This window comes from Pseudomonas sp. A6 (genome assembly GCF_052367875.1).
Classification (GTDB): Bacteria; Pseudomonadota; Gammaproteobacteria; order Pseudomonadales; family Pseudomonadaceae; genus Pseudomonas; species Pseudomonas citronellolis.
Genome location: NZ_CP198970.1, coordinates 1,672,248 through 1,695,689 on the forward strand (window position 1 = coordinate 1,672,248; position 23,442 = coordinate 1,695,689).

The 23,442-nt window shown below is 70.3% G+C and carries 20 protein-coding genes and 1 riboswitch; of the genes, 13 read left to right on the forward strand and 7 right to left on the reverse strand.

Going from position 1 to position 23,442, the window contains the following annotated elements; all coding sequences use genetic code 11:
- Positions 1 to 188: 188 nt before the first annotated feature.
- The 4 genes from ACTWJ5_RS07625 to ACTWJ5_RS07640 are packed head-to-tail and all read right to left on the reverse strand — an operon-like array spanning position 189 to position 3,678.
- The gene (locus ACTWJ5_RS07625) at positions 189 to 809 is read right to left on the reverse strand and encodes an ABC-type transport auxiliary lipoprotein family protein (RefSeq protein ID WP_301499765.1); all 621 of its coding nucleotides are present in this window, start codon (positions 807 to 809) and stop codon (positions 189 to 191) included.
- Positions 806 to 1,744, reverse strand: coding sequence for an MlaD family protein (locus ACTWJ5_RS07630; protein ID WP_249919041.1), 939 nt, complete (start codon positions 1,742 to 1,744; stop codon positions 806 to 808). The genes ACTWJ5_RS07625 and ACTWJ5_RS07630 overlap by 4 nt, the downstream gene beginning before the upstream one ends.
- On the reverse strand, positions 1,745 to 2,533 hold the full coding sequence (locus ACTWJ5_RS07635) for an ABC transporter ATP-binding protein (protein ID WP_074976455.1): 789 nt from the start codon (positions 2,531 to 2,533) through the stop codon (positions 1,745 to 1,747). It abuts the gene before it with no gap.
- Complete coding sequence (locus tag ACTWJ5_RS07640) at positions 2,530 to 3,678, reverse strand: MlaE family ABC transporter permease (protein ID WP_074976452.1); 1,149 nt, start codon at positions 3,676 to 3,678, stop codon at positions 2,530 to 2,532. The genes ACTWJ5_RS07635 and ACTWJ5_RS07640 overlap by 4 nt, the downstream gene beginning before the upstream one ends.
- Positions 3,679 to 3,809: 131 nt before the next feature.
- On the opposite strand from ACTWJ5_RS07640, the gene ACTWJ5_RS07645 reads away from it, so the two are divergent.
- The 11 genes from ACTWJ5_RS07645 (at position 3,810) to ACTWJ5_RS07695 (ending at position 15,364) form a co-directional block, all read left to right on the forward strand.
- On the forward strand, positions 3,810 to 5,849 hold the full coding sequence (locus ACTWJ5_RS07645; protein WP_301499764.1) for an FUSC family protein: 2,040 nt from the start codon (positions 3,810 to 3,812) through the stop codon (positions 5,847 to 5,849).
- Positions 5,850 to 5,871: 22 nt separating this feature from the next.
- Positions 5,872 to 6,092, forward strand: a riboswitch (cobalamin riboswitch).
- Positions 6,093 to 6,320: 228 nt separating this feature from the next.
- On the forward strand, positions 6,321 to 6,932 hold the full coding sequence (gene cobO, locus ACTWJ5_RS07650) for a cob(I)yrinic acid a,c-diamide adenosyltransferase (RefSeq protein WP_301499763.1): 612 nt from the start codon (positions 6,321 to 6,323) through the stop codon (positions 6,930 to 6,932).
- Positions 6,932 to 8,227, forward strand: a complete 1,296-nt coding sequence (locus ACTWJ5_RS07655) for a cobyrinate a,c-diamide synthase (protein WP_444438038.1) — start codon at positions 6,932 to 6,934, stop codon at positions 8,225 to 8,227. Before cobO ends, ACTWJ5_RS07655 begins: the two co-directional genes overlap by 1 nt.
- Positions 8,224 to 8,874, forward strand: a complete 651-nt coding sequence (gene bluB / locus ACTWJ5_RS07660; RefSeq protein ID WP_253391391.1) for a 5,6-dimethylbenzimidazole synthase — start codon at positions 8,224 to 8,226, stop codon at positions 8,872 to 8,874. The genes ACTWJ5_RS07655 and bluB overlap by 4 nt, the downstream gene beginning before the upstream one ends.
- On the forward strand, positions 8,871 to 9,890 hold the full coding sequence (gene cbiB, locus ACTWJ5_RS07665; RefSeq protein WP_444438040.1) for an adenosylcobinamide-phosphate synthase CbiB: 1,020 nt from the start codon (positions 8,871 to 8,873) through the stop codon (positions 9,888 to 9,890). Before bluB ends, cbiB begins: the two co-directional genes overlap by 4 nt.
- Entirely contained in the window at positions 9,883 to 10,869 is a 987-nt protein-coding gene (cobD, locus tag ACTWJ5_RS07670; protein ID WP_444438042.1) for a threonine-phosphate decarboxylase CobD, read from the forward strand. The genes cbiB and cobD overlap by 8 nt, the downstream gene beginning before the upstream one ends.
- A gap of 8 nt (positions 10,870 to 10,877) precedes the next feature.
- Positions 10,878 to 12,338: a cobyric acid synthase gene (locus tag ACTWJ5_RS07675; protein WP_043314252.1), complete on the forward strand. Its 1,461-nt coding sequence runs from the start codon at positions 10,878 to 10,880 to the stop codon at positions 12,336 to 12,338.
- Between the two features lie 119 nt (positions 12,339 to 12,457).
- The gene (cobU, locus tag ACTWJ5_RS07680; protein ID WP_444438044.1) at positions 12,458 to 12,979 is read left to right on the forward strand and encodes a bifunctional adenosylcobinamide kinase/adenosylcobinamide-phosphate guanylyltransferase; all 522 of its coding nucleotides are present in this window, start codon (positions 12,458 to 12,460) and stop codon (positions 12,977 to 12,979) included.
- Positions 12,976 to 14,031: a nicotinate-nucleotide--dimethylbenzimidazole phosphoribosyltransferase gene (gene cobT, locus ACTWJ5_RS07685; protein WP_444438046.1), complete on the forward strand. Its 1,056-nt coding sequence runs from the start codon at positions 12,976 to 12,978 to the stop codon at positions 14,029 to 14,031. Before cobU ends, cobT begins: the two co-directional genes overlap by 4 nt.
- Positions 14,028 to 14,633 (forward strand): alpha-ribazole phosphatase family protein, encoded by a 606-nt coding sequence (cobC, locus tag ACTWJ5_RS07690; protein ID WP_116422394.1) that lies wholly within the window; start codon positions 14,028 to 14,030, stop codon positions 14,631 to 14,633. The genes cobT and cobC overlap by 4 nt, the downstream gene beginning before the upstream one ends.
- Entirely contained in the window at positions 14,630 to 15,364 is a 735-nt protein-coding gene (locus ACTWJ5_RS07695) for an adenosylcobinamide-GDP ribazoletransferase (protein ID WP_253412513.1), read from the forward strand. The genes cobC and ACTWJ5_RS07695 overlap by 4 nt, the downstream gene beginning before the upstream one ends.
- A gap of 239 nt (positions 15,365 to 15,603) precedes the next feature.
- Here ACTWJ5_RS07695 and ACTWJ5_RS07700 read toward each other — a convergent pair whose 3' ends face one another.
- Positions 15,604 to 17,268 carry an MFS transporter gene (locus ACTWJ5_RS07700; protein ID WP_444438048.1) on the reverse strand — a complete coding sequence of 555 codons (1,665 nt, stop codon included), beginning with the start codon at positions 17,266 to 17,268 and terminating at the stop codon, positions 15,604 to 15,606.
- A gap of 206 nt (positions 17,269 to 17,474) precedes the next feature.
- Between ACTWJ5_RS07700 and ACTWJ5_RS07705 the strand changes: the two genes are divergently transcribed.
- Complete coding sequence (locus ACTWJ5_RS07705) at positions 17,475 to 18,773, forward strand: phospholipase (protein WP_444438050.1); 1,299 nt, start codon at positions 17,475 to 17,477, stop codon at positions 18,771 to 18,773.
- Positions 18,774 to 18,849: 76 nt separating this feature from the next.
- Here the strand turns inward: ACTWJ5_RS07705 and ACTWJ5_RS07710 are convergent, their stop codons facing one another.
- Together ACTWJ5_RS07710 and ACTWJ5_RS07715 are read right to left on the reverse strand one after the other, a co-directional pair.
- A complete protein-coding gene (locus ACTWJ5_RS07710; RefSeq protein WP_009618416.1) occupies positions 18,850 to 19,113 on the reverse strand; it encodes a DUF2790 domain-containing protein in 264 nt (87 codons plus the stop codon).
- A gap of 752 nt (positions 19,114 to 19,865) precedes the next feature.
- On the reverse strand, positions 19,866 to 22,034 hold the full coding sequence (locus tag ACTWJ5_RS07715; RefSeq protein ID WP_444438052.1) for an FUSC family protein: 2,169 nt from the start codon (positions 22,032 to 22,034) through the stop codon (positions 19,866 to 19,868).
- Positions 22,035 to 22,356: 322 nt separating this feature from the next.
- On the opposite strand from ACTWJ5_RS07715, the gene ACTWJ5_RS07720 reads away from it, so the two are divergent.
- On the forward strand, positions 22,357 to 23,304 hold the full coding sequence (locus ACTWJ5_RS07720) for a LysR family transcriptional regulator (protein ID WP_058488791.1): 948 nt from the start codon (positions 22,357 to 22,359) through the stop codon (positions 23,302 to 23,304).
- The last annotated feature ends 138 nt before the right edge of the window (positions 23,305 to 23,442 follow it).

Genomic DNA, 23,442 nt, shown 5'->3' on the forward strand with positions numbered 1-23,442 from the left:
GGTATCGCTTCGCTCAACCCATCCTACGAAAGGCGCTCCGTAGGGCGTATAACCGTTCGCGGTTATACGCCGATACGCCGGGGCCACAGCCAACGCCACGGTTGGCCTTGGCGCCGCCGGGGACCGAGGCCAAACGGCGGATAACGCCGTAGGCGTTATGCGCCCTACGCGCCATGGGGTGCGGTCTTTCACCGCTCGAACTTCTGCGCCTGCCCCTGCTGCAACGTCCAGCCCACCACCTCGGCGGCCAGGCGGTCGGTGGCCTGGCCGAAGGCGCTGACCACTTCCGGCACCTTTTCCCCTGCGGACGGCTGGCGGACCTCGAAGCGTCGCGTCGCGATGATGCGCTGGGTGGCGCTGCGCACCAGGCGGGCTTCGAGGATGACCACCGCTTCCACGCCCTTGTCGCGGTATTCGGCCTGGAAGGCGCGCAGGTCGCCGCCCAGTTCCAGGTCGGCTTGCAGGCTGACTTCGTCGCTGCTCAGGGCCTGGATGCGGCCGTCGGCGCGGAAGGCGTCGAGCAGGCGGTCGCGCAGCAGCGGCGGGGCGCCGTCGGCCCAGCGCGCGCCCTTGTAGACGCTGAGCAGGTCGCCCCTGGGCTGCACGGCGATGCGGTTGCTGTCCAGCACCTGGCTGGCCCTGGGCGCCAGCACCCGCAGCGACCAGTCCACCGCCGGCGTGGCGCGCGGCGGTTGCTGCTGCGCCGGCAGCAGGTAGATGTCCGGGGTCTCCGCCTTGGGCAGGATCGAGCAGGCCCCGAGCAGGGCGGCGAGGGCGCTGTAGCCGAGCAGGCGCAGGGGGGCCTTCATGGTTGGAACTCCTTGGTGCGGTTGCCGCCGAACAGGTAGTTGGTCGGGTTCTCTTCCAGGCGCCGGGTGACCCGCTGCAGGTTTTCCAGGGTGGCGCGCAGTTCGCGCACCGCCGGGCCTATCTCGCCCAGGCCGTTCAGCCCGCCGTTGACCGAGTCGTAGTTGCTGTCGAGCAGGCGCTCGACCTTCTCGCTGCTGCGTTGCAGCGCGGCGAGGGTCTGCTGGGCGCTGACCAGCGAATCCTTGCCCTGGCTGCCGAGCAACTGGTTGGCGTTGCCCAGCAGCTGGCTGGCGTTGGCCAGGGTCAGCTTGGCCTGTTCGCTGGCCGCGGCCAGTTCCTGCACGGTGCGGCGGATGTCGCCGCGCTGCTCGGCGATCACCGCGGTGGCCTGGTCGATGTGGTCGAGGGTGCGGCTGATGCGGTCGACGTTTTCCTGGGAGAACATGCGGTTGACGTTGTTGATCAGGTTGCTGACGTTGGTGGCGATGTCCTCGCCGTTGGCCAGCAGCTTGCTCAGCGGCGAGGGGATGGTCTTGATCACCGGCACCTGGCCGTCCTTGCCCACCAGCGGCGGGCTTTCCGGCGAGCCGTTGCTGAGCTGGATGATGGCGGTGCCGGTGACCCCGGTGATGGCCAGCTTGGCGCGGGTGTCCTGGCGGATCGGCGTCTGGTCGAAGACGCGGATGCGCGCCAGCACCTTGCGCGGGTCGCGCGGGTCCAGCCGCAGGCTGACCACGTCGCCGACCTTGATCCCGCTGTATTGCACGGTGCCGCCCTGGGACAGGCCGGTCACCGCCTCGGTGAAGATCACGTCGTAGTAGTTGTACTGCTGGTCGCTGCTGTTCTTGGCCAGCCACAGGCCGAAGAGCAGGCCGCCGATGGCCACCAGCACGGTGAACAGGCCGATGACCACGTGGTGGGCGCGGGTTTCCATTCAGTTCTCCTCCCGCAGGCGGTCCGCCGCCTGCTGCGCGGCACGGCCGCGCGGGCCGTGGAAATAGTCCTGGACCCAGGCGTCGGGGTTGGCCGCCACCTCGTCGAGGCTGCCGACCACCAGCACGCGCTTCTGCGACAGCACGGCGACGCGGTCGCAGATGGTGTAGAGGGTGTCCAGGTCGTGGGTGACCAGGAACACGGTGAGGCCGAAGGCCTCGCGCAGGGTCAGGATCAACTGGTCGAAGGCCGCCGCGCCGATCGGGTCGAGGCCGGCGGTGGGTTCGTCGAGGAACAGGATGTCCGGGTCCAGGGCCAGGGCGCGGGCCAGGGCGGCGCGCTTGACCATGCCGCCGGACAGCTCCGAAGGGTACTTGGCGCCGGCTTCCGGCGGCAGGCCGGCCAGGGAGATCTTCACCTTGGCCAGGTACTCGGCGTCGTCGCGGGACAGCCCGGCATGCTCGATCAGCGGCAGGCAGACGTTCTCGCTGACGGTCAGCGAGGAGAACAGCGCGCCGTTCTGGAACAGCACGCCGAAGCGCCGTTCGATCTTCGAGCGCTGCTCCGGCGGCAGTTCCAGCAGGTTCTGCCCGAACACGTGGATCTGCCCTTCCTGGGGCCGGCGCAGGCCGATGATGGCGCGCAGCAGCACCGACTTGCCGGTGCCCGAGCCGCCGACCACGCCGAGGATTTCGCCGCGGCGCACGTCCAGGTCCAGGTGCTCGTGCACCGCGTGGTCGCCGAAGCGGTTGCACAGGTCGCGGACCTGGATGATGGCTTCTTCGCTCACCAGCCCATCTCCATGAAGAACAGCGCGGCGATGGCGTCGATGACGATCACCGCGAAGATCGACTGGACCACCGCCGAGGTGGTGTGCTCGCCCACCGACTGTGCGCTGCCGCTGACGCGGAAGCCTTCCAGGCAGCCGATCACGGCGATGACGAAGGCGAATATCGGCGCTTTCACCAGGCCCACCAGGAAGTGCTGTACGGCGATGTCGTTCTGCAGCATGACCATGAACATGCGTGGTGAGATGTCCAGCGACAGCGCGCAGACCACGCCGCCGCCGACGATGCCCGAGAGCATCGCCAGGAAGGTCAGCAGCGGCAGCACCAGCAGCAACGCCAGCACCCGCGGCAGCACCAGCAGTTCCATCGGGTCCAGGCCCAGGGCGCGGATGGCGTCGATCTCCTGGTTCGACTTCATCGAGCCGATCTGCGCGGTGAAGGCGCTGGCGGTGCGCCCGGCGAGGAGGATGGCGGTGAGCAGCACGCCGAACTCGCGGAGGAACGAGAAGCCCACCAGGTCGACGGTGTAGATGGCCGCGCCGAACTTGTTCAGCACGGTGGCGCCGAGGAAGGCCACTACGGCGCCGACCATGAAGGTCAGCAGGGCCACGATGGGCACCGCGTCCAGGCCGGTCTGCTCCATGTGCGCGGCCAGCGAGGTGGGCCGCCAGCGCCGGGGATTCAGGGCGCAGCGCGCCAGGCTTTCGAGGGTCAGGCCGATGAAGCCGAGCACGCCCACCAGGTCCTTCCAGAAGACCTCCATGGCGCGGCCGATGCGTTCCAGCAGGTCGGCCAGGGCATTGCCCGGCGGCGGCTTCTTCTCGTGCAGGCGGCACTGGGTGATGGAGCTGCCCACCGCGCGCAGCAGGTCGCGGCGTTCCCTGGGCACGTCGGCGGCGATCTCGTCCAGGCGCTGCAGGCCGCTGGCGCCGATCAGGTCGGCGAGCAGGCTGGCGCCGGCGGTGTCGAGGGCGCCGAGCTGGCTGAAGTCGAAGCCCCCGGCGTGGGCCCGCTGGCCGTCGAGGGCGCCGACCTGGCGCTGCAGGTCGGCGAAATGGGCGAGCGTCCAGTCGCCGCTGACTTGCAGCAGGGGCGGGGAGGCGGAGGTGTCCAGGCGCAGCTGGCCGGCTTGAGCGGTTTCGGTCATCCCACGGAGTCTAGCGGAGTTGTGTGACGGGACCATCCGTCGCCTTGCATCCAGGGAGGTTACAGGATGTTTCTTGACATTGTTAGCAAGCTATTTAATAGTTCGGTCAACGATTTTGCCGGTATGTCTGCATGCCTGCCTTCCTGTCGCTGTTCACCGAGTTCTTTCGCGCCGTGCTGCGCCCGCGCCGCACGGACCTGCAGTTCGCCAGCAAGTCGCTGCTGGCCGGCATTCTCGCGCTCTACCTGGCGTTCCGCTTTGAGTTGCAGCAACCGCAATGGGCGCTGGTCACGGTGTTCGTGGTCAGCCAGCCGCTGAGCGGCATGGTGCTGGCCAAGAGCGTGTTCCGCCTGCTCGGCACCTGCATCGGGGCCATGGTCTCGGTGGCGCTGATCGCCCTGTTCGGCCAGGCGCCGCTGCCTTTCCTGCTGGCCATGGCCGCCTGGCTGGCATTCTGTACCGCCGGCGCCTCGCTGCTGCAGAACTTCTCTTCCTACGGTTTTGTGCTCGCCGGTTACACCGCGGCGATCATCGCGCTGCCTTCCAGCGCCGCGCCCATGACGGTGTTCGACCAGGCCGTGGCGCGCTGCTCGGAGATCGGCCTGGGCATCCTTTGCGCCTCGCTGGTGAGCATCGTGCTCTGGCCGCGGCGGGTGCAGCAGCAATTGGCGGAGCAGGGCAAGGGCGCCTGGGAGACCGGCCTGCAGGCGGCCGCTGCCGAACTGACCGGCGCCGACGAGCGCGGCCCGCTGATCCGCGCCATGGGCCGCATCGTGGCGGTGGATGCGCAGCGCGAGCACGCCTGGTTCGAGGGCGAGAGCGGCCGGCGCCGGGCCCAGGCGCTGCGGGTACTGAATGCCGACCTGCTGGGCCTGCTGCGTGCGGCGCGCAAGGTGGCGCGGGAATGGCGGCTGCTGGACCAGGCCGCGGCGGCCGCGCTGGAGCCCTGGCGGTGCGAGGTCATGGCTCTGCTGGATAAGGCCGAGTACCGCGACTTCGAAGACTGCCGTGAACGCCTTGGCGTCGCCGCTCGGGAACTGGACAACGCCCAGCAGAGCCTGTGCCTGGAATGCCTGGCGCGCACCCTGGAGATGGCCGGCGAGGCCCAGCGCAGCATGCAGGCGCTGGTCTACGGCGAGGCGCCGCGCAACGCGCCGGGGGTGATCGTCTGGCACCGCGACATCGAACGCGGCCTGCTCTACGGCTTGCGCAGCGCCCTGGCGTTCCTCTGCGTGTCGGCCTTCTGGCTGGCCACGGCCTGGCCCAGCGGCCTGGGCGCGGTGTCCATCACCGGCGTGGTGCTGAGCCTGTTCGCCAGCCGCGACAACCCGGCCGGCGCCGGGCTGAACTTCCTGCGCGGCATCGTCCTGTCGGTGCCCTTTGCCGGTGTCGCGGGCCTGGTGATACTGCCGTTGTGCGATGGCTTCCCGGCGTTGGCGCTGGTGCTGGGCGTGCCGCTGTTCATCGCCGCGCTGTGCATGACGCGGCCGCCGATCGCCGCCATCGCCTCGTCCTTCTGCATCTTCTATGTGAAGAACATCGGGCCGAGCAACGAGATGAGCTACGACCTCGGTCACTTCCTCAACTCGGCGCTGGCCACGGTGGTTGGCGTGGCCTTCGCCGTGCTGGTATTCAACCTGGTACGCCTGGCGCCCGGGCAGCGCCATTACCGCCGCGTGCTGGCGGCCATCCTCGCCGACCTCGCGCGGCTCACCCGCGGCCCGTTGCCGGTGGCGGAGGTGTGGTTCGACGGCCGCAGCGCCGACCGCCTGCTGCGCCTGGCGCAGTTCTACAAGAACCTGCCGGCCGAGCGCCGCGCGCGCTGGCGCGGCGGGCTGCTGGGGCTGGATCTGGGCGACGAGCTGCTGTTCCTGCGTGCGCGCTTGGCCGCTGCCCGCGGCCCCGTACGCCGGGCCCGCGACGCCTACCTGCTGTGCCTGCACGACCTGCTGCTCGCCGGCGGCCCGCGCGCCGGCCGCGAGCAGGCCCTGGACGCCGCCAGCGTGGCGCTGTTCCAGGCCCTGGAAAACGACCACCGGCTGCCCGCCGAAGGCCGCGAGCTGGCCTGCGCCACCCTGGTCCAGCTGCAGTTCATCTGGCTGCGCTGGTGCCGCCAGGACCCGGCCGCCGCGCCCGCGCCGGCGGCGCGACCCATCGCCGCCGCCGATTGACCGGCCACCCCGCCAGCCTCTAAGCTGCGCGCCTGCTACAGGTGCCTCCAGCCACGGCTGGAGGTGAAACAGGGAAGCCGGTGCAACCGAGCCAATTCGGTCATTCCGGCGCTGCCCCCGCAACGGTAGGCGAGTCACGCGGACGCAACAGCCACTGTGCCAACGGCATGGGAAGGCGCAGCCGCAGAGGTCCAATGACCTTCACTCGCGAGCCCGGAGACCGGCCCGTAGCGCAAGACGACGCGCAGGAAGCCGTCGGGCGCTGCCCAGGCCGCGCTCCGATCGCCCCGCGTCATCCCGGTTTACTAGCCGCGCGGGTGAGAGCGGTGGAGCGATCAGGCAGATGAGCATTCTCCTTCCAGCCACGGCCCCGCGCCGCGCGGCTGCTTTCCTTCGTCACTCCCGCACGCCCCTTCAGCCCCGGTGCCTTGGCATCGCGAGCACGGCCGCCTTCGGCCAGGAGACACAACGATGAGCGAATCCCCGGAAAAGGACGAGCGCCACCGCGCGCGCATGCAGCGCAAGAAGGACGTGATCGACGAGAAGATCGCCCAGGCCCGGGACGAGCGCGGCGTGCTGCTGGTGCTCACCGGCAACGGCAAGGGCAAGAGCAGCTCGGCCTTCGGCATGCTCGCCCGCGCCCTCGGCCACGGCATGCAGGCCGGCGTGGTGCAGTTCATCAAGGGCGCCGCGAGCACCGGCGAGGAAGCCTTCTTCCGGCGCTTCCCCGAGCAGGTGCGCTACCACGTGATGGGCGAGGGCTTCACCTGGGAGACCCAGGACCGCCAGCGCGACATCGAGAAAGCCCGGCAGGCCTGGGACGTGGCCCGCGAGCTGCTGGCCGACCCGGCCGTCGGCCTGGTGCTGCTGGACGAGCTGAACATCGCCCTCAAGCACGGCTACCTGGAACTGGATACCGTGCTTGCGGACATCGCCGCACGCCCGGCGCATCAACACGTGGTGGTCACCGGCCGCGCCGCTCAGCCGGGCATGATCGACGCCGCCGACACCGTCACCGAGATGGGCCTGGTCAAGCACGCCTTCAAGGCCGGCATCAAGGCGCAGAAAGGGGTGGAGTTCTGATGACCCAGGCGCGCCAGTGCCCGGCGCTGCTGATCGCCGCTCCCGCCTCGGGGCAGGGCAAGACTACCGTCACCGCCGCCCTGGCCCGCCTGCACGCGCGCCAGGGGCGGCGGGTGCGGGTGTTCAAGGTCGGCCCGGACTTCCTCGACCCGATGATCCTCGCCCGCGCCAGCGGCGCGCCCGTGCACCAGCTCGACCTGTGGATGGTCGGCGAGGCGCAGAGCCGCCGGCTGCTCTGGGAAGCGGCGGGGGAGGCCGACCTGATCCTCATCGAAGGGGTGATGGGCCTGTTCGACGGCACGCCCTCGGCGGCCGACCTGGCGCGCACCTTCAATATGCCGGTGCTCGGGGTGATCAACGGCCAGGCCATGGCGCAGACCTTCGGCGCCCTGGCCGTGGGCTTGGCCACCTATCAGCCGGGCCTGCCGTTCTCCGGCGTGCTCGGCAACCGCGTCGGCAGCCAGCGCCACAGCGACCTGCTGCGCGACAGCCTACCGGAGTGGATCCGCTGGTACGGTGCGTTGCCGCGCAGCGCCGACCTGGAACTGCCCAGCCGCCACCTGGGCCTGGTGCAGGCCGAGGAACTGGCCGACCTGGACGCGCGCCTGGACGCCGCCGCCGACGCCCTGGCCGCCAGCAGCGCGGTGGACCTGCCGCCGCCGGTGAGCTTCGCGGCGCCGGCCGAGCACGCCGTGCCGCCAGCCCTTGCCGGCGTGCGCATCGGCGTGGCGCGGGACGCCGCCTTCGCCTTCCTCTACCAGGCCAACCTCGACCTGCTGCGCGAACTGGGCGCCGAGCTGAAGTTCTTCTCGCCGCTCACCGACGAACGCCTGCCGGAGGTGGATAGCCTCTACCTGCCCGGTGGCTATCCGGAACTGCACCTGGCGCAGCTGGAGAACAACCGCGCCATGGCCGAGGCCATCCGCGCCCACCACGCCGCCGGCAAGCCGCTGCTGGCCGAATGCGGCGGCATGCTCTACCTGCTCGACGGCCTGACTGACGCCGAGGGCCGCAGCGGTCGGCTGCTGGGCCTGCTGCCCGGCCGCGCCACTTTGCAGAAGCGCCTCGCCGCCCTGGCCTTGCAGGAAGTGGAACTGCCGGAAGGCCCGCTGCGCGGCCACACCTTCCACCATTCGCTGCTGGACAGCCAACTGGAACCGGCCCTGCGCGGCACCTGCCCGAACGCCAAGCCGGTGGCCGAGGCGGTGTTCCGCCTGGGCCGACTGACCGCGTCCTATATCCATTTCTACCTGCCGTCGAACCCGGCGGCCGCCGCCGCGATCTTCCGCCCATGAACCAGCACGCCTACAGCCCCGAGGAACGCGCGGCCATCTACCGCGCCATCGCCGAGCGCCGCGACATGCGCCACTTCAGCGGCGGCGAGGTGGCCCCGGCGCTGCTGGCGCGCCTGCTGGAAGCGGCGCACCAGGCCCCCAGCGTCGGCCTGATGCAGCCCTGGCGCTTCATCCGCATCACCCGCCCGGAACTGCGCGAGGCCATCCACGGCCTGGTGGAGGCGGAGCGGGTGAAGACCGCCGAGGCCCTGGGCGAGCGCTCCGAGGAATTCATGCGGCTGAAGGTCGAGGGCATCCGCGACTGCGCCGAGCTGCTGGTGGCGGCCCTGGCGGACGGCCGCGAGGCCCACGTCTTCGGCCGCCGCACCCTGCCGCAGATGGACCTGGCCTCGCTGGCCTGCGCCATCCAGAACCTCTGGCTGGCGGCCCGCGCCGAAGGCCTGGGGATGGGCTGGGTGTCGCTGTTCGAACCCGCCGCCCTGGGCGAACTGCTCGGCCTGCCGGCGGGCAGCGAGGCGGTGGCGGTGCTCTGCCTGGGCCCGGTGGCGGAGTTCTACCCGGCGCCCATGCTGGCCCTGGAAGGCTGGCGCCAGCCGCGCCCGCTGAACGAACTGCTTTATGAAAATCACTGGGGAGAACGCCCATGAGCCTGGCCCTGCTGAGCGTCGCCGGCGTGGCCCTGGACGGCCTGCTGGGCGAGCCGAAGCGCTGGCACCCGCTGGTGGCCTTCGGCCGCCTGGCCGACCGCCTGGAACGCCGCTTCAATCGCGCCCGAGTGCCATTGTCGACGTCTGGCACGGACAGCCCCCTCTCCCTTCAGGGAGAGGGTTGGGGAGAGGGTGCTCTCCCAAACTCCCCAACCTCCGATAACCACACCCCCGGCCTAGGCTGGCGCAGCCACGGCGTCACCGCCTGGGCCCTGGCCGTACTGCCACTGACCTTCCTCACCTGGCTGCTGACCCTGGTCCCGCACCTCGGCTGGCTGGTCTCCGCCATCGCCCTCTACGCCGCCATCGGCCTACGCAGCCTGGGCGAGCACGCCGAACCCGTGGCCCTGGCCCTGCGCGACGGCGACCTGCCCGAGGCGCGCAAGCGCGTGGGATATATGGTCAGCCGCGAGACCGCTGAACTGGACGACAGCGCGGTGGCCAAGGCCGCCACCGAATCGGTGCTGGAGAACGGCAGCGACGCGGTGTTCGCCGCGCTCTTCTGGTTCGCCGTGGCCGGCGCGCCGGGCGTGGTGCTCTATCGCCTGAGCAACACCCTGGACGCCATGTGGGGCTACCGCAACCCACGCTTCGAACGCTTCGGCTGGGCCGCGGCGAAGATCGACGACGCCCTCAACTACATCCCCGCGCGCCTGGTCGCGCTGACCTATGCGCTGCTCGGCAACACCCGCCTGGCCCTGCGCAGCTGGCGCCGCCAGGCGCCGCAATGGGACAGCCCCAACGCCGGCCCGGTGATGGCCGCCGGCGCCGGTGCGTTGGGCGTGGCCCTGGGCGGCAATGCCGTCTACCACGGCGAACTGCATGAACGCCCGCATCTGGGCGAAGGCCCGGCGCCGGGCGCCCGCGACATCTGGCGGGCCCTGGCCCTGGTGCGTCAGGGCGTGCTGCTGTGGCTGCTGGCGATCCTCGGCCTGGGGGCGCTGCTGCATGCTTGAGCACGGCGGGAAGCTGCGCGCAGCCGCGCAGCGCTACGGCATCGCGCTGGAGGACTGGCTCGACCTGTCCACCGGCATCGCGCCCTGGCCCTGGCCGCTGGCGGACATCCCCGCCAGCGCCTGGCAGCGCCTGCCGGAAGAGGACGACGGCCTGGAGCAGGCCGCGCGCGATTACTACGGCTGTGACTCATTGCTGCCGCTGCCCGGCAGCCAGGCGGCGATCCAGGCTCTGCCGCGTCTGCGCGCACCGGGCCGGGTCGGCGTGCTCGCGCCTTGCTACGCCGAACACGCGACGGCCTGGAAACAGCATGGCCATGAGCTGCTGGAGCTGGCCGACGATGAGGTGGACGGCCTGATCGACCAGCTCGACGTGCTGCTGCTGGTCAACCCCAACAACCCCACCGGCCGACGCTTCGACTGCGAACGCCTGCTGGCCTGGCACGAGCGCCTGCGGGCCCGCGGCGGCTGGCTGGTGGTGGACGAGGCTTTCATGGACTGCACCCCCGGCCACAGCCTGCTGCCCCTGGCCGGCGGCCAGCCGGGCCTGGTGGTGCTGCGTTCGCTGGGCAAGTTCTTCGGCCTGGCCGGCGCGCGCCTGGGCTTCGCCTTCGCCGAGCCGGCGTTGCTGCGGGGCCTGGCCGAGCTGCTCGGGCCCTGGGCGGTGAGCGGGCCGACGCGCTGGGTGGCGCAGCACGCCCTGGCCGACCATGCGCGGCAAGGTGAACGCCGCGCAGCGCTGGAGCAGGCCGGCGCACGCCTGGCCGCGCTTCTGAAAACGCACCGGTTGCTGACCCAGGGCACCGCGCTGTTCCAGTGGCTTGCCTACCCTCGGGCCGGCGAACTGCACGAGCACCTGGCTCGCCGCGGCATCCTCGTACGCCTTTTCGACAGCCCGCCGAGCCTGCGCTTCGGCCTGCCCGCCGACGAAGCCGGTTGGCAGCGCCTGGGCCAGGCCCTCGGCGAATGGAGCCCGACATGACCACCCTGATGGTGCAAGGCACTACTTTAATGGTGCAGGGCACCACCTCCGACGCCGGCAAGAGCACCCTGGTGACCGCGCTGTGCCGCTGGCTGCGCCGCCAGGGCGTGGCGGTGGCGCCGTTCAAGCCGCAGAACATGGCGCTGAACAGCGCGGTGACGGCCGACGGCGGCGAGATCGGCCGCGCCCAGGCGGTGCAGGCGCAGGCCTGCCACCTGGCGCCGCACACCGACATGAACCCGGTGCTGCTCAAGCCCAACAGCGACGTGGGCGCCCAGGTGATCATCCACGGCCGCGCGGTGACCAGCATGAACGCCGCCGCCTACCACGACTACAAGAGGGTCGCCAAACAGGCTGTGCTGGAATCCCACCAGCGTCTGCTCGACGCCTACCAGGTGGTGATGGTGGAAGGCGCCGGCTCCCCGGCGGAGATCAACCTGCGCGCCAACGACATCGCCAACATGGGCTTCGCCGAGGCGGTGGACTGCCCGGTGATCCTCATCGCCGACATCGACCGCGGCGGCGTCTTCGCCCATCTGGTCGGCACCCTGGAGCTGCTTTCGGAAAGCGAGCGGGCGCGGGTGAAGGGCTTCGTCATCAACCGCTTCCGCGGCGACATCGCTCTGCTGCAACCGGGCCTGGATTGGCTGGAGGAGCGCACCGGCATCCCGGTGCTGGGCGTGCTGCCCTACCTGATGGACTTCCACCTGGAAGCCGAGGACGCCATCGACACCCGCCAGGCCGCCAAGGCCGGGGAAAGCCTCAAGGTGGCGGTGCCGGTGCTGCCGCGCATCAGCAACCACACCGACTTCGACCCGCTGCGCCTGCACCCACAGGTGCAACTGACCTTCGTCGGCCCCGGCCAGCCGCTGCCGGCGGCGGACCTGGTCATCCTGCCCGGCTCCAAGAGCGTGCGCGCGGACCTGGCCTTCCTCCGCGCCCAGGGCTGGGACGCCGCCATCGAGCGCCACCTGCGCTATGGCGGCAAGCTGCTGGGCATCTGCGGCGGCTTGCAGATGCTCGGCCGCACGCTGTCCGACCCCCACGGCCTGGAAGGCGCCGCCGGCGACAGCGCCGGCCTCGGCTGGCTGGAGTTGGACACGGTGCTGGAACCGGAGAAGCAACTACGTAACGTACGCGGCCGGCTGGCCCTGGAAGACGCCGAGGTCGGCGGCTACGAAATCCACGCCGGCGTCACCAGCGGGCCCGCATTGGAGAGCCCGGCGGTGCGCCTGGACGACGGCCGCTGCGACGGCGCGCTGAGTGCCGACGGCCAGGTCATGGGCACCTATCTGCACGGCCTGTTCGAATCCCCCGCCGCCTGCGCCGCGCTGCTGCGCTGGGCCGGCCTGGGCGAAGTGCAACAGCTGGACTACCACGCCCTGCGCGAGCGCGACATCGAGCGCCTGGCGGACCAGGTGGAGGCGTATCTGGACACCCAGAAGCTGAAATCCCTGTGTGGCCTTTGAGCCAAGGGCCGCAGTTGCGGCTCTTCGTAGGAGCGAGCTTGCTCGCGAACCCGCCCCGCTGCGAATCCGTTCGCGAGCAAGCTCGCTCCTACAGGACATGACTTCCCCGGAGAAAACCCATGCTTGAACTCATCCTCGGCGGCGCCCGTTCCGGCAAGAGCCGCCTGGCCGAGCGCCTGGCCCGGGACAGCGGCCTGCCGGTCACCTATTTCGCCACCGCGCAGATCGGCGACGGCGAGATGGGCGAGCGCATCCGCCAACACCGCGACCGGCGCCCCGCCGAATGGGGCCTGGTGGAGGAACCGCTGCACCTGGCGCGGGCCCTCGCCGAGCACGCCGCGCCGGACCGCTGCCTGCTGGTGGACTGCCTGACCCTGTGGCTGACCAACCTGCTGCTCGCCGACGACGGCGCGCACCTGCAACATGAAGTGAACAAACTGCTGGCCACGCTGCCGGCCCTGCCGGGCCGCATCCTCCTGGTCAGCAACGAAACCGGGCTGGGCGTGGTGCCCCTGGGCGAGCTGACGCGGCGCTACGTCGACGAGGCCGGCTGGCTGCACCAGGCCCTGGCCGAGGCCAGCGAGCGGGTGGTGTTCACCGTCGCCGGCCTGCCCATGACCCTCAAGGGAGATCCCGTATGAGCCTGCAATGGTGGCGCGAAGCGTGCCAACCCACGGACCGCGTGGCGCGCGACAAGGCCGCCGCGCGCCAGGACCAGTTGACCAAGCCGCGCGGCGCCCTGGGCCGCCTGGAGGACGTGGCCGTGCACCTGGCCAGCCTGCAGGGCCGCGAGCGGCCGAGCCTGGAGCACCTGTGGATCGCCCTGTTCGCCGGCGACCACGGCGTGGTGGAGGAGGGCGTCTCGGCCTACCCGCAGGCGGTGACCGGCGAGATGCTGCGCAACTTCGTGCGCGGCGGCGCGGCCATCAGCGTGCTGGCCCGCGACCTGGGCGCTCGCCTGGAAGTGATCGACCTGGGCACCGCCGTGCCCCTGGAACCGCTGCCCGGCGTGCTGCACCTGATGGTCGGCGCCGGCACCCTGAACTTCGCCCGCGAGCCGGCGATGACCGCCGCGCAGTGCCTGATCGCCCTGGAGGCCGGGCGCGAATCCGTGCGCCGCGCGCAACAGGCCGGCAGCGAGCTGTTCATCGGCGGCGAGATGGGCATCGGCAACACCACCTGCGCCGCGGCGCTGGCCTGCGGCCTGCTGGGCGAGCGCGCGGCGCCTCTGGTTGGCCCGGGCACTGGCCTGGACGCGCGAGGCGTGGCGCACAAGGCCGAGGTCATCGAACGCGCCCTGGCCCTGCATGGCGGGCACTGTGCCGACCCCTTCGAGGCCCTGTGCCGCCTCGGCGGCTTCGAGGTGGCGGCCCTGGCCGGCGCCTACCTGGCCTGCGCGCAGAAGGGCATCGTCGCCCTGGTGGACGGCTTCATCTGCAGCGTCGCGGCGCTCTGCGCGGTGCGCTTCAACCCGCAGTGCCGCGACTGGCTGCTGTTCGCCCACAGCGGCGCCGAGCCCGGCCACCAGCGCGTGCTCCAGGCCCTGGAGGCGCAGCCGCTGCTGGACCTGGGCCTGCGCCTGGGCGAGGGCAGCGGCGCCGCCCTGGCCGTGCCGCTGCTGCGCCAGGCCTGCCGGCTGCACGCCGGGATGGCCACCTTCGCCGAGGCGGCGGTGTCGGACCGCCCGGCATGAGCCTGCGCCTGGACCTGCTGCGCCACGGCGAAACCGAACTGGGCGGCGGCTTCCGCGGCCGCCTGGACGACGCCCTGACCGCCGCCGGCTGGGCGCAGATGCAGGCCGGCCTGGGCCTGGAGCAGCCCTGGGAGGCCCTGGTCAGCTCGCCGCTGCGCCGTTGCGCCGCCTTCGCCGAGCGCCTGTCGGCCGCAAGCGGCCTGCCATTGCACCTGGAACCGGACCTGCGCGAGATGGATTTCGGCGAGTGGGAAGGGCTTTCCGCAGCTAAGCTGATGGAGACTGATAGCGATGCGCTAGCCCGCTTCTGGAACGACCCCTACGCCTTCACCCCGCCGGGCGGCGAACCGCTCGCGGCCTTCGAGGCGCGGGTGTTCGCCGCCCTGCAGCGGCTGTACGCGACGCATGCCGGAAAGCACCTGCTGCTGGTGACCCATGGCGGGGTGATGCGCCTGCTCGGCGCGCGCGCCCAGGGCCTGCCGCGCGAGCACTTGCTGCAGGTGAGCGTCGCCCACGGCGAACGGCTGGCGCTGCGCATCGAGCCGCAGGCCGGCGGCTGGAACATCCAACCGGTCGAGTCCGCCGTGAGCGCGCCCCGATGAGCAACCTGTTCCTGCCGTTGATCGCCCTGCAGTTCCTCAGCCGCATCCCGATCCGCCTGGGCGAGGTGCCCACGCCCGAGCAGTTCGGCCGCGCCACGCTGTTCTACCCGCTGGTGGGGGCGCTGATGGGGGGCGGGCTCTATGCGCTGGGCTACTTCTTCGGCGAGACCTACCTGCTGCTGCACGCCGCGCTGCTGCTGGCCGTATGGGTGGCCTTCAGCGGCGCCCTGCACCTGGACGGCCTGGCCGACACCGCCGACGCCTGGGTGGGCGGCCTGGGCGACCGCGAGCGCACCCTGGCGATCATGAAGGACCCGCGCAGCGGCCCGGTGGCGGTGGTGGTGCTGGTAGTGCTGTTGCTGGTGAAGTTCTGCGCCATCGCGGCGCTGCTCGACGCCCACCACTTCTGGGCCCTGCTGCTGGCGCCCTGGCTCGCGCGGGTGGCCCTGCCGCTGCTGTTCCTCACCACTCCCTACGCCCGCCCCGGCGGCCTCGGCCAGGCCCTGGCCGACCACCTGCCGCGCCGCGCGCTGCCCTGGATGCTGGTGCTCAACGCCGCGCTGATGCCGCTCACCGGCCTGAGCGGCCTGGTGGCGCTGGTGGTGGCGCTGGCGGTGTTCCTCTGGTGGCGCAACCGGCTGATGGCGCGGCTGGATGGCACGACCGGGGATACGGCGGGGGCCTTGGTGGAGTTGGTGGAGTGTGCGGTGTTGGTGGCTCTGGCGATCTAATCAGCCGGAACGCTGTGGTGTGTGATTCGACCGCGTAGCCCTCTCCCCAGCCCTCTCCCTGAAGGGAGAGGGGGCTTGTCCGTGCCGAGAGAAGGAATGGTTTCAGCCTGAAACCCTCGGTGTTGCCGGCTGACTCCAAAACATCCAAGCGCTCCGAACGGTCCCCTCTCCCTTCAGGGAGAGGGTTAGGGAGAGGGAGCGGACTTCCCGCCGGGCACCTCACCCCAAGGCGAACACCCTCACCCCAACGTCTCCGGCGGCGCCTCGTAGCTCCCCGACTCATAGCTCACCCCATGCCGCATCTTCGGCGGCGCATCCCCCGCATGCAGGCTGGTGACCGTGTCGATGATGGTCTTGTCCTCCAGCGTCATGCGGTCGAGCATGCGCAGGTGGGCGATCCAGTTGTCCACCAGGAACACCTCCTGCCAGGCCTCCTTGTCGCTGATGTCGCGGTACAGCGCCCAGCGTTCGGCGCCGTTGCGCAGGCGCAGGCGGCGCAGCGCCTTGGCCGCGCGGACGAAGTCGCGGGTGCGCTCGGCCGGGATGCGGTATTCGATGGTCACCAGCACCGAGCCGCGCTGGGTGTCGAAGACGAAGGTCGGCTCCCCCGGCAGGGTGCTGGGCGCGCGGGCGATGCTGCCGGGGTTGAGCTCCGGCAGGCGCGAGTTGTACAGCAGCGCCACCGACACCAGCAGCAGGCAGCCGGCGGCCAGCAGCGCGCCCTGCACGCCCAGGGTGCCGGCGAAGTGGCCCCAGAGGAACGAGCCCAGCGCCAGGCCGCCGTAGATGGCCGTCTGGTACAGCGCCAGGGCGCGCGCCTTGACCCAGTCCGGCACCAGTATCTGCACCGCCGAGTTGTAGCTGGCCACCGCGGCTATCCAGCAGCTGCCGCCAAGGATCAGCGCCGGGAACAGCACCCAGAGGTTGTCCACCGTGCCGAGGACCAGCAGCACCAGGCCGAGGGTGCCGCCGCCCAGGCTGATCAGCCGGCTGGTGCCGATCACCTTGCGCAGGCGGCCGACCAGGGTGCTGCCGAGGATGGCGCCCAGGCCCAGGGCGCCGAGCATGTAGCCGTACACCGAGGCATTGCCGTCGGGGTTGCGGTGCGCCAGCAGCGGCAGCAGCGCCCAGACCGCGCTGGCCGACAGGCCGAACACCGCCGAACGCAGCATCACCAGGCGGGTTACGCTGGAGTACTGGGTGAAGCGCAGCGCCGCCACCACCCCTTCGACGATGTGCTCCGGCGGCAGGGTGCGCTTGGGCACCTCGCGGCGCCATTGCCAGATGGCCCAGATCAGCGAGGCGTAGCACAGGCAGTTGAACAGGAACACCCAGGGCGCGCCGGTGGCCGACAGCAGCAGGCCGCCGATGGCCGGGCCGACCGCGCGGGCGACGTTGTAGTTGACGCTGTTGAGCAGCACCGCGTCGCCCACCAGGCGCGGCGGCACCTGCTCGTTCACCGCCGCCTGCCAGGCCGGGATGGTGATGGAGCTGCCCAGGGACAGCCAGAGGATGGACGCGATCAGCAGCAGCGGGTCGAGGTAGCCGAGGAACGCCAGCAGCGTCACCAGGGCGGCGCCGGACAGTTCGATGGTGAGGCCGACGAGCATGATCTTGCGCCTGTCGTGGTTGTCCGCCAGCACCCCGGAGAGGATCGACAGCAGCACCAGCGGCAGCGCCGAGGCGACCTGGATCATCGCCACCATCAGCGGGCTGGCGTGGGCCTCGGTGACCACCCAGGCGGCGGCCACCGACTGCGCCCAGGTGCCCAGGTTGGCGAACAGGTTGCAGATCCAGATGATGCGGAAGGCCGCGATGCCGAACGGGGCGAGCACGCCGCTGCGCTGGGGATCGGCCTCGTTCTTCAGCGGCAGGTCGTTCTTCGGTGAAACGGATTGCAGCATGGGGGAAATGCCTTCTTGCGATGGCCGGCGACGACGGCGCTCTGCCGGCAGGTCATGCCCGGCAAGTGTAGTGGCTGGCCCCGCGCTCGCCATTGATGATGGTCAGCCTGGCCTTATCGGTGAATCGCCCTGGCCCTCTGCGACAGTGCCCCGCAGCGCCGGGATTGCTAGGCTGCGGGGCATCGTCCGAGAAGAGTGGAGGCCCCATGAGCCACCGGTTGCGCATTTGCCTGCTGCTGTCCCTGCTGATCCTGCCGCGTTGCCTCTGGGCCTGGTCCAACCATGCCCTGGGCAGCTACCAGGCCCTGGCCCGACTACCGGCCGTGGCCGCTGCGCCGGCGGTGCCCATGGAGCCGCTGGAGACCTTCCTCGCCGCCGAACGCGAGGGCCTGGTGTCACTGCTCGACGAGCAGGAGCGCTTCGCCCGCGAGCACTTCCGCAAGTACCCGGCGCGCCCCGACGCGCTGCGCTTCACCGGTACGGAGCAAGATTTGCGCCTGGCCTTTCTCACGGCCTTGCGGCTGAACCCGGAGATCAAGCTGGCCAATGCCATCCAGCCCGCGCCGGGGCACGACCAGCCCGGGCGGCCGCACCTGAAGGCGTTCGACGTGCTGGTGTTCCACGACCTCGCCGGCTGGGCGCGCTGGCGCTTCATCGCCTTGCAGCCGGGCGAGCCGGTGCCGGCCCTGGCGGTGCTGGCCAGCGCTAGCGACGAGCCGGACTTCGGCCACGACATCCACCTGTTCAGCGACAACCCTGGCACGGCTGGCCAGCGCTATGGCTTCGGCCCGCAGCCGTTCGGCGACCCTGGCTACGAGTTCAGCTCCCAGGCGCCGTTCCACATGGGCTTCTACCACGAGTCGGCGATCATCTTCGCCGGCGCGCCCTACCTGCAGCGCAGCTGGCCGGAATGGCGCGCCTACCAGTTCCACGGCCTGGCGCGCTACGCCTTCAACCATGGCCACCCGTACTGGGGCTACCGCTTCCTCGGCTGGTCGATGCACTACATCCAGGACCTGACGCAGCCCTACCACAGCACGCCATTACCCGGCGAAACCACCGCCAGCATGCTGTGGACCGCGCTCAAGGCCATGGCCGGCTTCGACGCCGACAAGAAGACCGCCATCAGCCGCGTGGCCAGCCGCCACCTGGGCGTGGAGCGCTACCAGCTGGACTGGCTGCTGGAATCGCTGCGCAAGCCGCAGGGTTCGGCGCTGCTTGCCGCCTATGCCGATACTTCCGGCGACGACGGCTATCCGGCGTATTCGGCCGATTACCCGCGGGAGGTGGTGGCGGCCGAATCCCATGCCCATGCGGCGGCCTTCGATGCGGCGATCGGTCATTGGCTGGCGACGGTCCCGGCGGATGCCGGCGTCGGTTTCAGCGCCGGCAACGAACTGGCGCCGCTGCAGCACGATGCGCAGCTGGACGAACAGCTATTGGCGTTGATCCGGGCGTTCGGGGCGCACAGCCGCAACCTGGCGAGGTCGGTGCTGCAGCGTTAGGGAAGGGGGAGGGGAGAGAACCTGCAACGCGCCGCGAAGGGGGCGTGGACCCTTCGCGGTTGCGTTCCGGATGGGCCTAGCCGCCAGTGCAGCCGTTGCCCCAGACCTGGTACTCGATGGTGTGACGCTCGCCCTTCGAGTCTTCGTAGGTCATCTGCGCGGGCACGACCCCGCACTGGTTGGAGACGTCGGTGGTGGAAACCACGTGGGCGACGTCCAGGTTCATTCCGTAGGTGTATTGCTCCACTGCCGGACTCTGAGGTTGGGCAGCCTCGTCCGCTTGCGCAGCGAGGGCGAGCGAGGAGAAGCCGGCCAGGGCCAGAACGACTAGGGCTTTCATGAATTTTCCTGCCTTTTTCCCGAGCGGGAGCCGCATCCGGGCGCACGCGGCCAGGACGAAGTTCATCAGCTTCATCGGGAAGATGTCTTTAGGGATGTTGCAATCGGGTTCTTGGGTGTTGCGGCGCGCTTCAACAGCAAGCAAATGGTAGGTCCGCGGCGGGCATATTCATATGCCTGGAAGCCAAAAATACCTCGTACTAAAAGGCAACAATCCAGCAACGGCGCGGGTTTGCGGGGCGAGGGTGGCCATGATGACGCTGCGCGGTCGTGTCGCGGTCGTTGTGCGATAGGGGCCGGTGTAGGAGCGGGCCCTGCCCGCGATTTCGCGCGCAGGGCGCGCTCCTACAGGGGAATGGCGTGGGTGGGGCGGCGTAGGAGCGGATCTCATCCGCGAATCGCGCCGGTGGTTTCGGTTATCGCGGACAAGGTCCGCTCCTACGACCGTGCTTCCTGGAACCGTAGGAGCGGGCCCTGCCCGCGATTTCGCGCGCAGGGCGCGCTCCTACAGGGGAATGGCGTGGGTGGGGCGGCGTAGGAGCGGATCTCATCCGCGAATCGCGCCGGTGGTTCCGGCTATCGCGGACAAGGTCCGCTCCTACGGGGAAATGTCATGCCTCACGGAGCAACTGTCTTGTCGACTGCGCCGAGGTGCTCTTCGTAGGAGCGAGCTTGCTCGCGAACCGCATGGCACCGCGTTTGTTCGCGAGCAAGCTCGCGCCTACGAGAAGCCGGTAGGAGCGCGCGGCTTCCTCAACCCCGCGAGCTCTCCCGCAGCGGCGAGCTGGGGTCGAGCAGCGAGGTGCGGATGAAGTGCAGGTAGCTGCACATGCGCCGCAGCGGCGAGGTGTCGAAGTGCGGCGGGCGCGGTTCCTGGGTGCTGCGGGTGCTGTGGATGGCGTGCTCCACCGCCGCCAGGGCGCGCAGGCGGTTGTGCTCGCTGGGCTGGATGAACAGGCGGATCAGCGCCCGGCCCATGGCGCGGATGGCGCGGCGCCAGGGCATGTGCTCGGCGTACCAGGGCTCGTCGGGCAGCACCGCCTGTTCGCGGCGCAGCTCGATGATCGCCAGGCCCACCTCCTGCACCTGGAACATCCAGCGCAGCAGCCGGCGCTGCACGTCGGGGCGGCCGCTGGCCAGGCCGTAGGCCTGGTTGAGCAGGTCGCGGGTGCCGCTTTCGAAACCGGCCGACAGGCCCTTCAGCGGGTCGCTGATGGTGTGCACCACGCGCATGCGCAGTTCGGCCTCCAGGCGCTCCCACAGCCAGGGGCGGTTCGGTGGCAGTATCACCATCGCCGCCACCACCGCCATGCCCATGGACAGCAGCATGGCCAGGTATTCGTTGATGAAGGTGTAGGCGTCGTAGCGCGCCAGGTTGGCCGGCAGCGAGGCGATGCAGAACCACACCAGCAGGCCCACGCCGTAGCCGCTCCACTGCGGGCGGGTGATGAGGAAGGCGCCGAGGGCGAACACCGGCGCCAGCACCATGCACAGCAGCGGGAAGCCATCCAGGTGCGGCAGCACGCGGAAGGTGAGGATGAAGCCCAGCGTGGCGCCCAGCAGGGTGCCGAAGGTCAGCTGCAGCGACAGGCGCTTGGGGTTGGGCGAGGCCGAGGACAGCGCGGCGATCAGCACCGAGGTGAGGGTGAAGGTGGCGCCGCTGAGCCACGAGGTCTCGATCCAGAACACCCCGCCGACCAGCACCAGCAGCGCGCAGCGCAGCCCGGCGACCGCCGCGGCCACGGCGTTGGCCTTGGGCGTGAAGCGCTCCTTCCACTGCTCGCGGGCGTGCCTGTGGGCGGCCAGGGAGGCGTGGGTCTGGGCGTAGTCGTGGAGGTCGCCGGCGAAGCGGAACAGCAGCTCGGCGGCGGTCTCGAAGTCCAGCTGGTCGGCTTCCCGCGGGCAGGCATGGGCGAGCCTGGCGCGGGCCTCGCGGATGTGTGGCATCAGCTGCTGGCGGCAGTGCTCCAGCTGGGCGGCGAGGAAGGCCGCGTCGGCGTCGCGCAGCGGCCGGCCATGCCAGCCGGCGAGCAGCCCGCCGACCTCCACCAGGCACGGCATCAGCACTTCCAGCACGGCGCCGGCCTGGCGTTCGCGCAGGCGGTCGAGCAGGCGCTGCAGGGCGTGGAAGCGCGTGGTCAGCTGCATGAACTCGCTGTTCAGGCGCGCCAGGCGGCCGCTGCGCAGGCGCATGTGCGGGTCTTCGAAGGCGGTGGCGTTGCGCAGGTTCTCCAGGCCCACGGCCTCGGCGGCGATGCGCGCGGCGGCCTGCTCGAAGCGGGCGTGATCGAGGGTGCCTTCCAGGCCGGCGGCGGCCAGACCGGCGAAGTCGCCGAAACGTGTGTCCAGGGCATTGCGCAGCGCGGCGCTGCTGGTCTGCGGCAGCACCAGGGCGCTGACCAGGCCGGTGCAGAAGATGCCCAGGGTGATCTCCAGCACCCGCCACAGCGCCGCCATGAAGGCGCCTTCCGGATGCAGGGTGGCGGGGATGCCGATCATCACCGCGGTGTAGCCGGCCAGCAGGCAGGCGTAGGCGCGGAAGTCGCGGTAGCGCGCGGCGCCGGCGGTGCACAGGCCGACCCAGATCGACACGCAGAGCAGGAACAGCACGCGCTCCTGGGCGAACAGGGCGATGAAGGTGACCATCACCGTGAGCCCGGCCAGGGTGCCGAGGATGCGGTAGAAGCTCTTGGCCAGGACCTGCCCGCTCTGCGGCTGCAGCACGATGAAGGCACTGACCAGCACGGTGTTCGGCTGCGGCAGCTCCAGGCGGTAGGCCAGCCACAGGGCGAGGAAGGCGGTGAGCAGGGTCTTGCCGATGAACACCCAGGTCACCCCGTCGCTATGGGCCCAGGCGGACGCCGCCTGGCGCAGCGCGTCGGCGCCGGGCAGGCGCGCGCTGATGCGGGTGAGGCTGTTCATCGGGGCAGCGGCGAGTTGGGAACTGTGCAACCGCAGGGCTGCGGGAAGGGCGACGGAGCAGGGGCGAAACGAGCCTGGCGCGTATGGCGGAACACAGCTGTGAATCCTGGGAACTGCGGAGGGGCCGCGGTGGGGAGGCGATTCTAGAAAACCGCCGGAGGCAGGATAAGCTGACAGTTGGGCGAATTATTGTTGCCTGAAAAACAACAATTCGCCGTGGGCAGTTATGCGACAATTCGCCGCCTGTCGCGAATCTGTAACAAGACTTTGCTGTAGCCGGCATCGCCCGGCACGGCGCGCGGACAGGCTCTCAGGAGAAATGATGGACCTGCTGCACAACATGCGTGCCTTCGTCTGTGTCGCCGAGACCGGCAGCTTCACCGCCGCCGCCCAGCGCATGGACCTCACCACGGCCTACGTCTCGCGTACCGTGGCCAAGCTCGAAGCCCACCTGCGTACCCGCCTGCTGCACCGCACCACCCGCCGCATCGCCCTCACCGAGGCCGGCCAGCGCTACCTGCTGCGCTGCCAGCAGATCCTCGGCTACATCGAGGAAGCCGAGGCCGAGGCCAGCGACGCCCACTCGCGCCCGGCCGGCAAGCTCAAGGTGCATGCCATGACCGGCATCGGCCAGCACTACCTGATCAAGGCGATCTCCCAGTACAGCGAGATGTATTCGGAAGTCAGCTTCGACCTGACCCTGGCCAACCGCACCACCGACATCCTCGACGAGGGCTACGACATCTCGGTGGTGATCGCCCCCGAGCTGCCCGACTCCGGCTTCGTCTCCAAGCGCCTGGGGCAGACCCACAGCGTGCTCTGCGCGGCGCCCGCCTACGTGACGCGGCATGGCTCGCCCAAGGTGCCGGCGGAACTGGCCGGGCACCGCTGCCTGCGCCTGGTGAACAGCGTGATGTCGCTGGACAAGTGGCTGTTCCACGGCCCGGACGGCGAAGAGCTGGCGCACATCGACCACACCCACTTCCAGGTCAACACCGCCGACGCCCTGACCGAGGCGGTGGTGGCCGGCATGGGCATAGGCGCGCTGCCGGTCTACTCGGCGGTGGAGGGGCTGCGCAACGGCAGCCTGGTGCGGGTGATGCCCGGCTACAGCCTGTTCCACCTGAACATCTACGCGCTCTACCCGTCGCGGCAGTTCCTCGATGCGAAGATCCGCACCTGGGTCGAATTCCTCCGCGACTGCATCCCCGGCATGCTCGCCGAGGACGAGCAACTGATGCTCGAACACAGCGCGCGCCTGCCCAACTGAGGCGCCAGGCCGTCTGATCCGCGCCGCCCGCCCGGGCGGCGCCTTCCTTCCTCCCGAGTTTTCCTACATCCCCCGGCCCTCGGCGTTTTCGTGCCCGCATTCCGGAATTCCGAATGCGGCCTTGGGAAATCGCGAATT

What these genes read in the sequence shown, in the direction of transcription:
- ACTWJ5_RS07655 (WP_444438038.1), top strand. Translation starts at nt 6,932, where the DNA reads ATGACCCAGGCGCGCCAGTGCCCGGCGCTGCTGATCGCCGCTCCCGCC.
- ACTWJ5_RS07700 (WP_444438048.1), bottom strand. Translation starts at nt 17,268, where the DNA reads ATGCTGCAATCCGTTTCACCGAAGAACGACCTGCCGCTGAAGAACGAG.
- cobU (WP_444438044.1), top strand. Translation starts at nt 12,458, where the DNA reads ATGCTTGAACTCATCCTCGGCGGCGCCCGTTCCGGCAAGAGCCGCCTG.
- ACTWJ5_RS07720 (WP_058488791.1), top strand. Translation starts at nt 22,357, where the DNA reads ATGGACCTGCTGCACAACATGCGTGCCTTCGTCTGTGTCGCCGAGACC.
- ACTWJ5_RS07710 (WP_009618416.1), bottom strand. Translation starts at nt 19,113, where the DNA reads ATGAAAGCCCTAGTCGTTCTGGCCCTGGCCGGCTTCTCCTCGCTCGCC.
- ACTWJ5_RS07675 (WP_043314252.1), top strand. Translation starts at nt 10,878, where the DNA reads ATGGTGCAAGGCACTACTTTAATGGTGCAGGGCACCACCTCCGACGCC.
- bluB (WP_253391391.1), top strand. Translation starts at nt 8,224, where the DNA reads ATGAACCAGCACGCCTACAGCCCCGAGGAACGCGCGGCCATCTACCGC.
- ACTWJ5_RS07645 (WP_301499764.1), top strand. Translation starts at nt 3,810, where the DNA reads ATGCCTGCCTTCCTGTCGCTGTTCACCGAGTTCTTTCGCGCCGTGCTG.
- cobC (WP_116422394.1), top strand. Translation starts at nt 14,028, where the DNA reads ATGAGCCTGCGCCTGGACCTGCTGCGCCACGGCGAAACCGAACTGGGC.
- cobO (WP_301499763.1), top strand. Translation starts at nt 6,321, where the DNA reads ATGAGCGAATCCCCGGAAAAGGACGAGCGCCACCGCGCGCGCATGCAG.
- cobT (WP_444438046.1), top strand. Translation starts at nt 12,976, where the DNA reads ATGAGCCTGCAATGGTGGCGCGAAGCGTGCCAACCCACGGACCGCGTG.
- ACTWJ5_RS07695 (WP_253412513.1), top strand. Translation starts at nt 14,630, where the DNA reads ATGAGCAACCTGTTCCTGCCGTTGATCGCCCTGCAGTTCCTCAGCCGC.
- ACTWJ5_RS07630 (WP_249919041.1), bottom strand. Translation starts at nt 1,744, where the DNA reads ATGGAAACCCGCGCCCACCACGTGGTCATCGGCCTGTTCACCGTGCTG.
- ACTWJ5_RS07625 (WP_301499765.1), bottom strand. Translation starts at nt 809, where the DNA reads ATGAAGGCCCCCCTGCGCCTGCTCGGCTACAGCGCCCTCGCCGCCCTG.
- cobD (WP_444438042.1), top strand. Translation starts at nt 9,883, where the DNA reads ATGCTTGAGCACGGCGGGAAGCTGCGCGCAGCCGCGCAGCGCTACGGC.
- ACTWJ5_RS07715 (WP_444438052.1), bottom strand. Translation starts at nt 22,034, where the DNA reads ATGAACAGCCTCACCCGCATCAGCGCGCGCCTGCCCGGCGCCGACGCG.
- cbiB (WP_444438040.1), top strand. Translation starts at nt 8,871, where the DNA reads ATGAGCCTGGCCCTGCTGAGCGTCGCCGGCGTGGCCCTGGACGGCCTG.
- ACTWJ5_RS07705 (WP_444438050.1), top strand. Translation starts at nt 17,475, where the DNA reads ATGAGCCACCGGTTGCGCATTTGCCTGCTGCTGTCCCTGCTGATCCTG.
- ACTWJ5_RS07640 (WP_074976452.1), bottom strand. Translation starts at nt 3,678, where the DNA reads ATGACCGAAACCGCTCAAGCCGGCCAGCTGCGCCTGGACACCTCCGCC.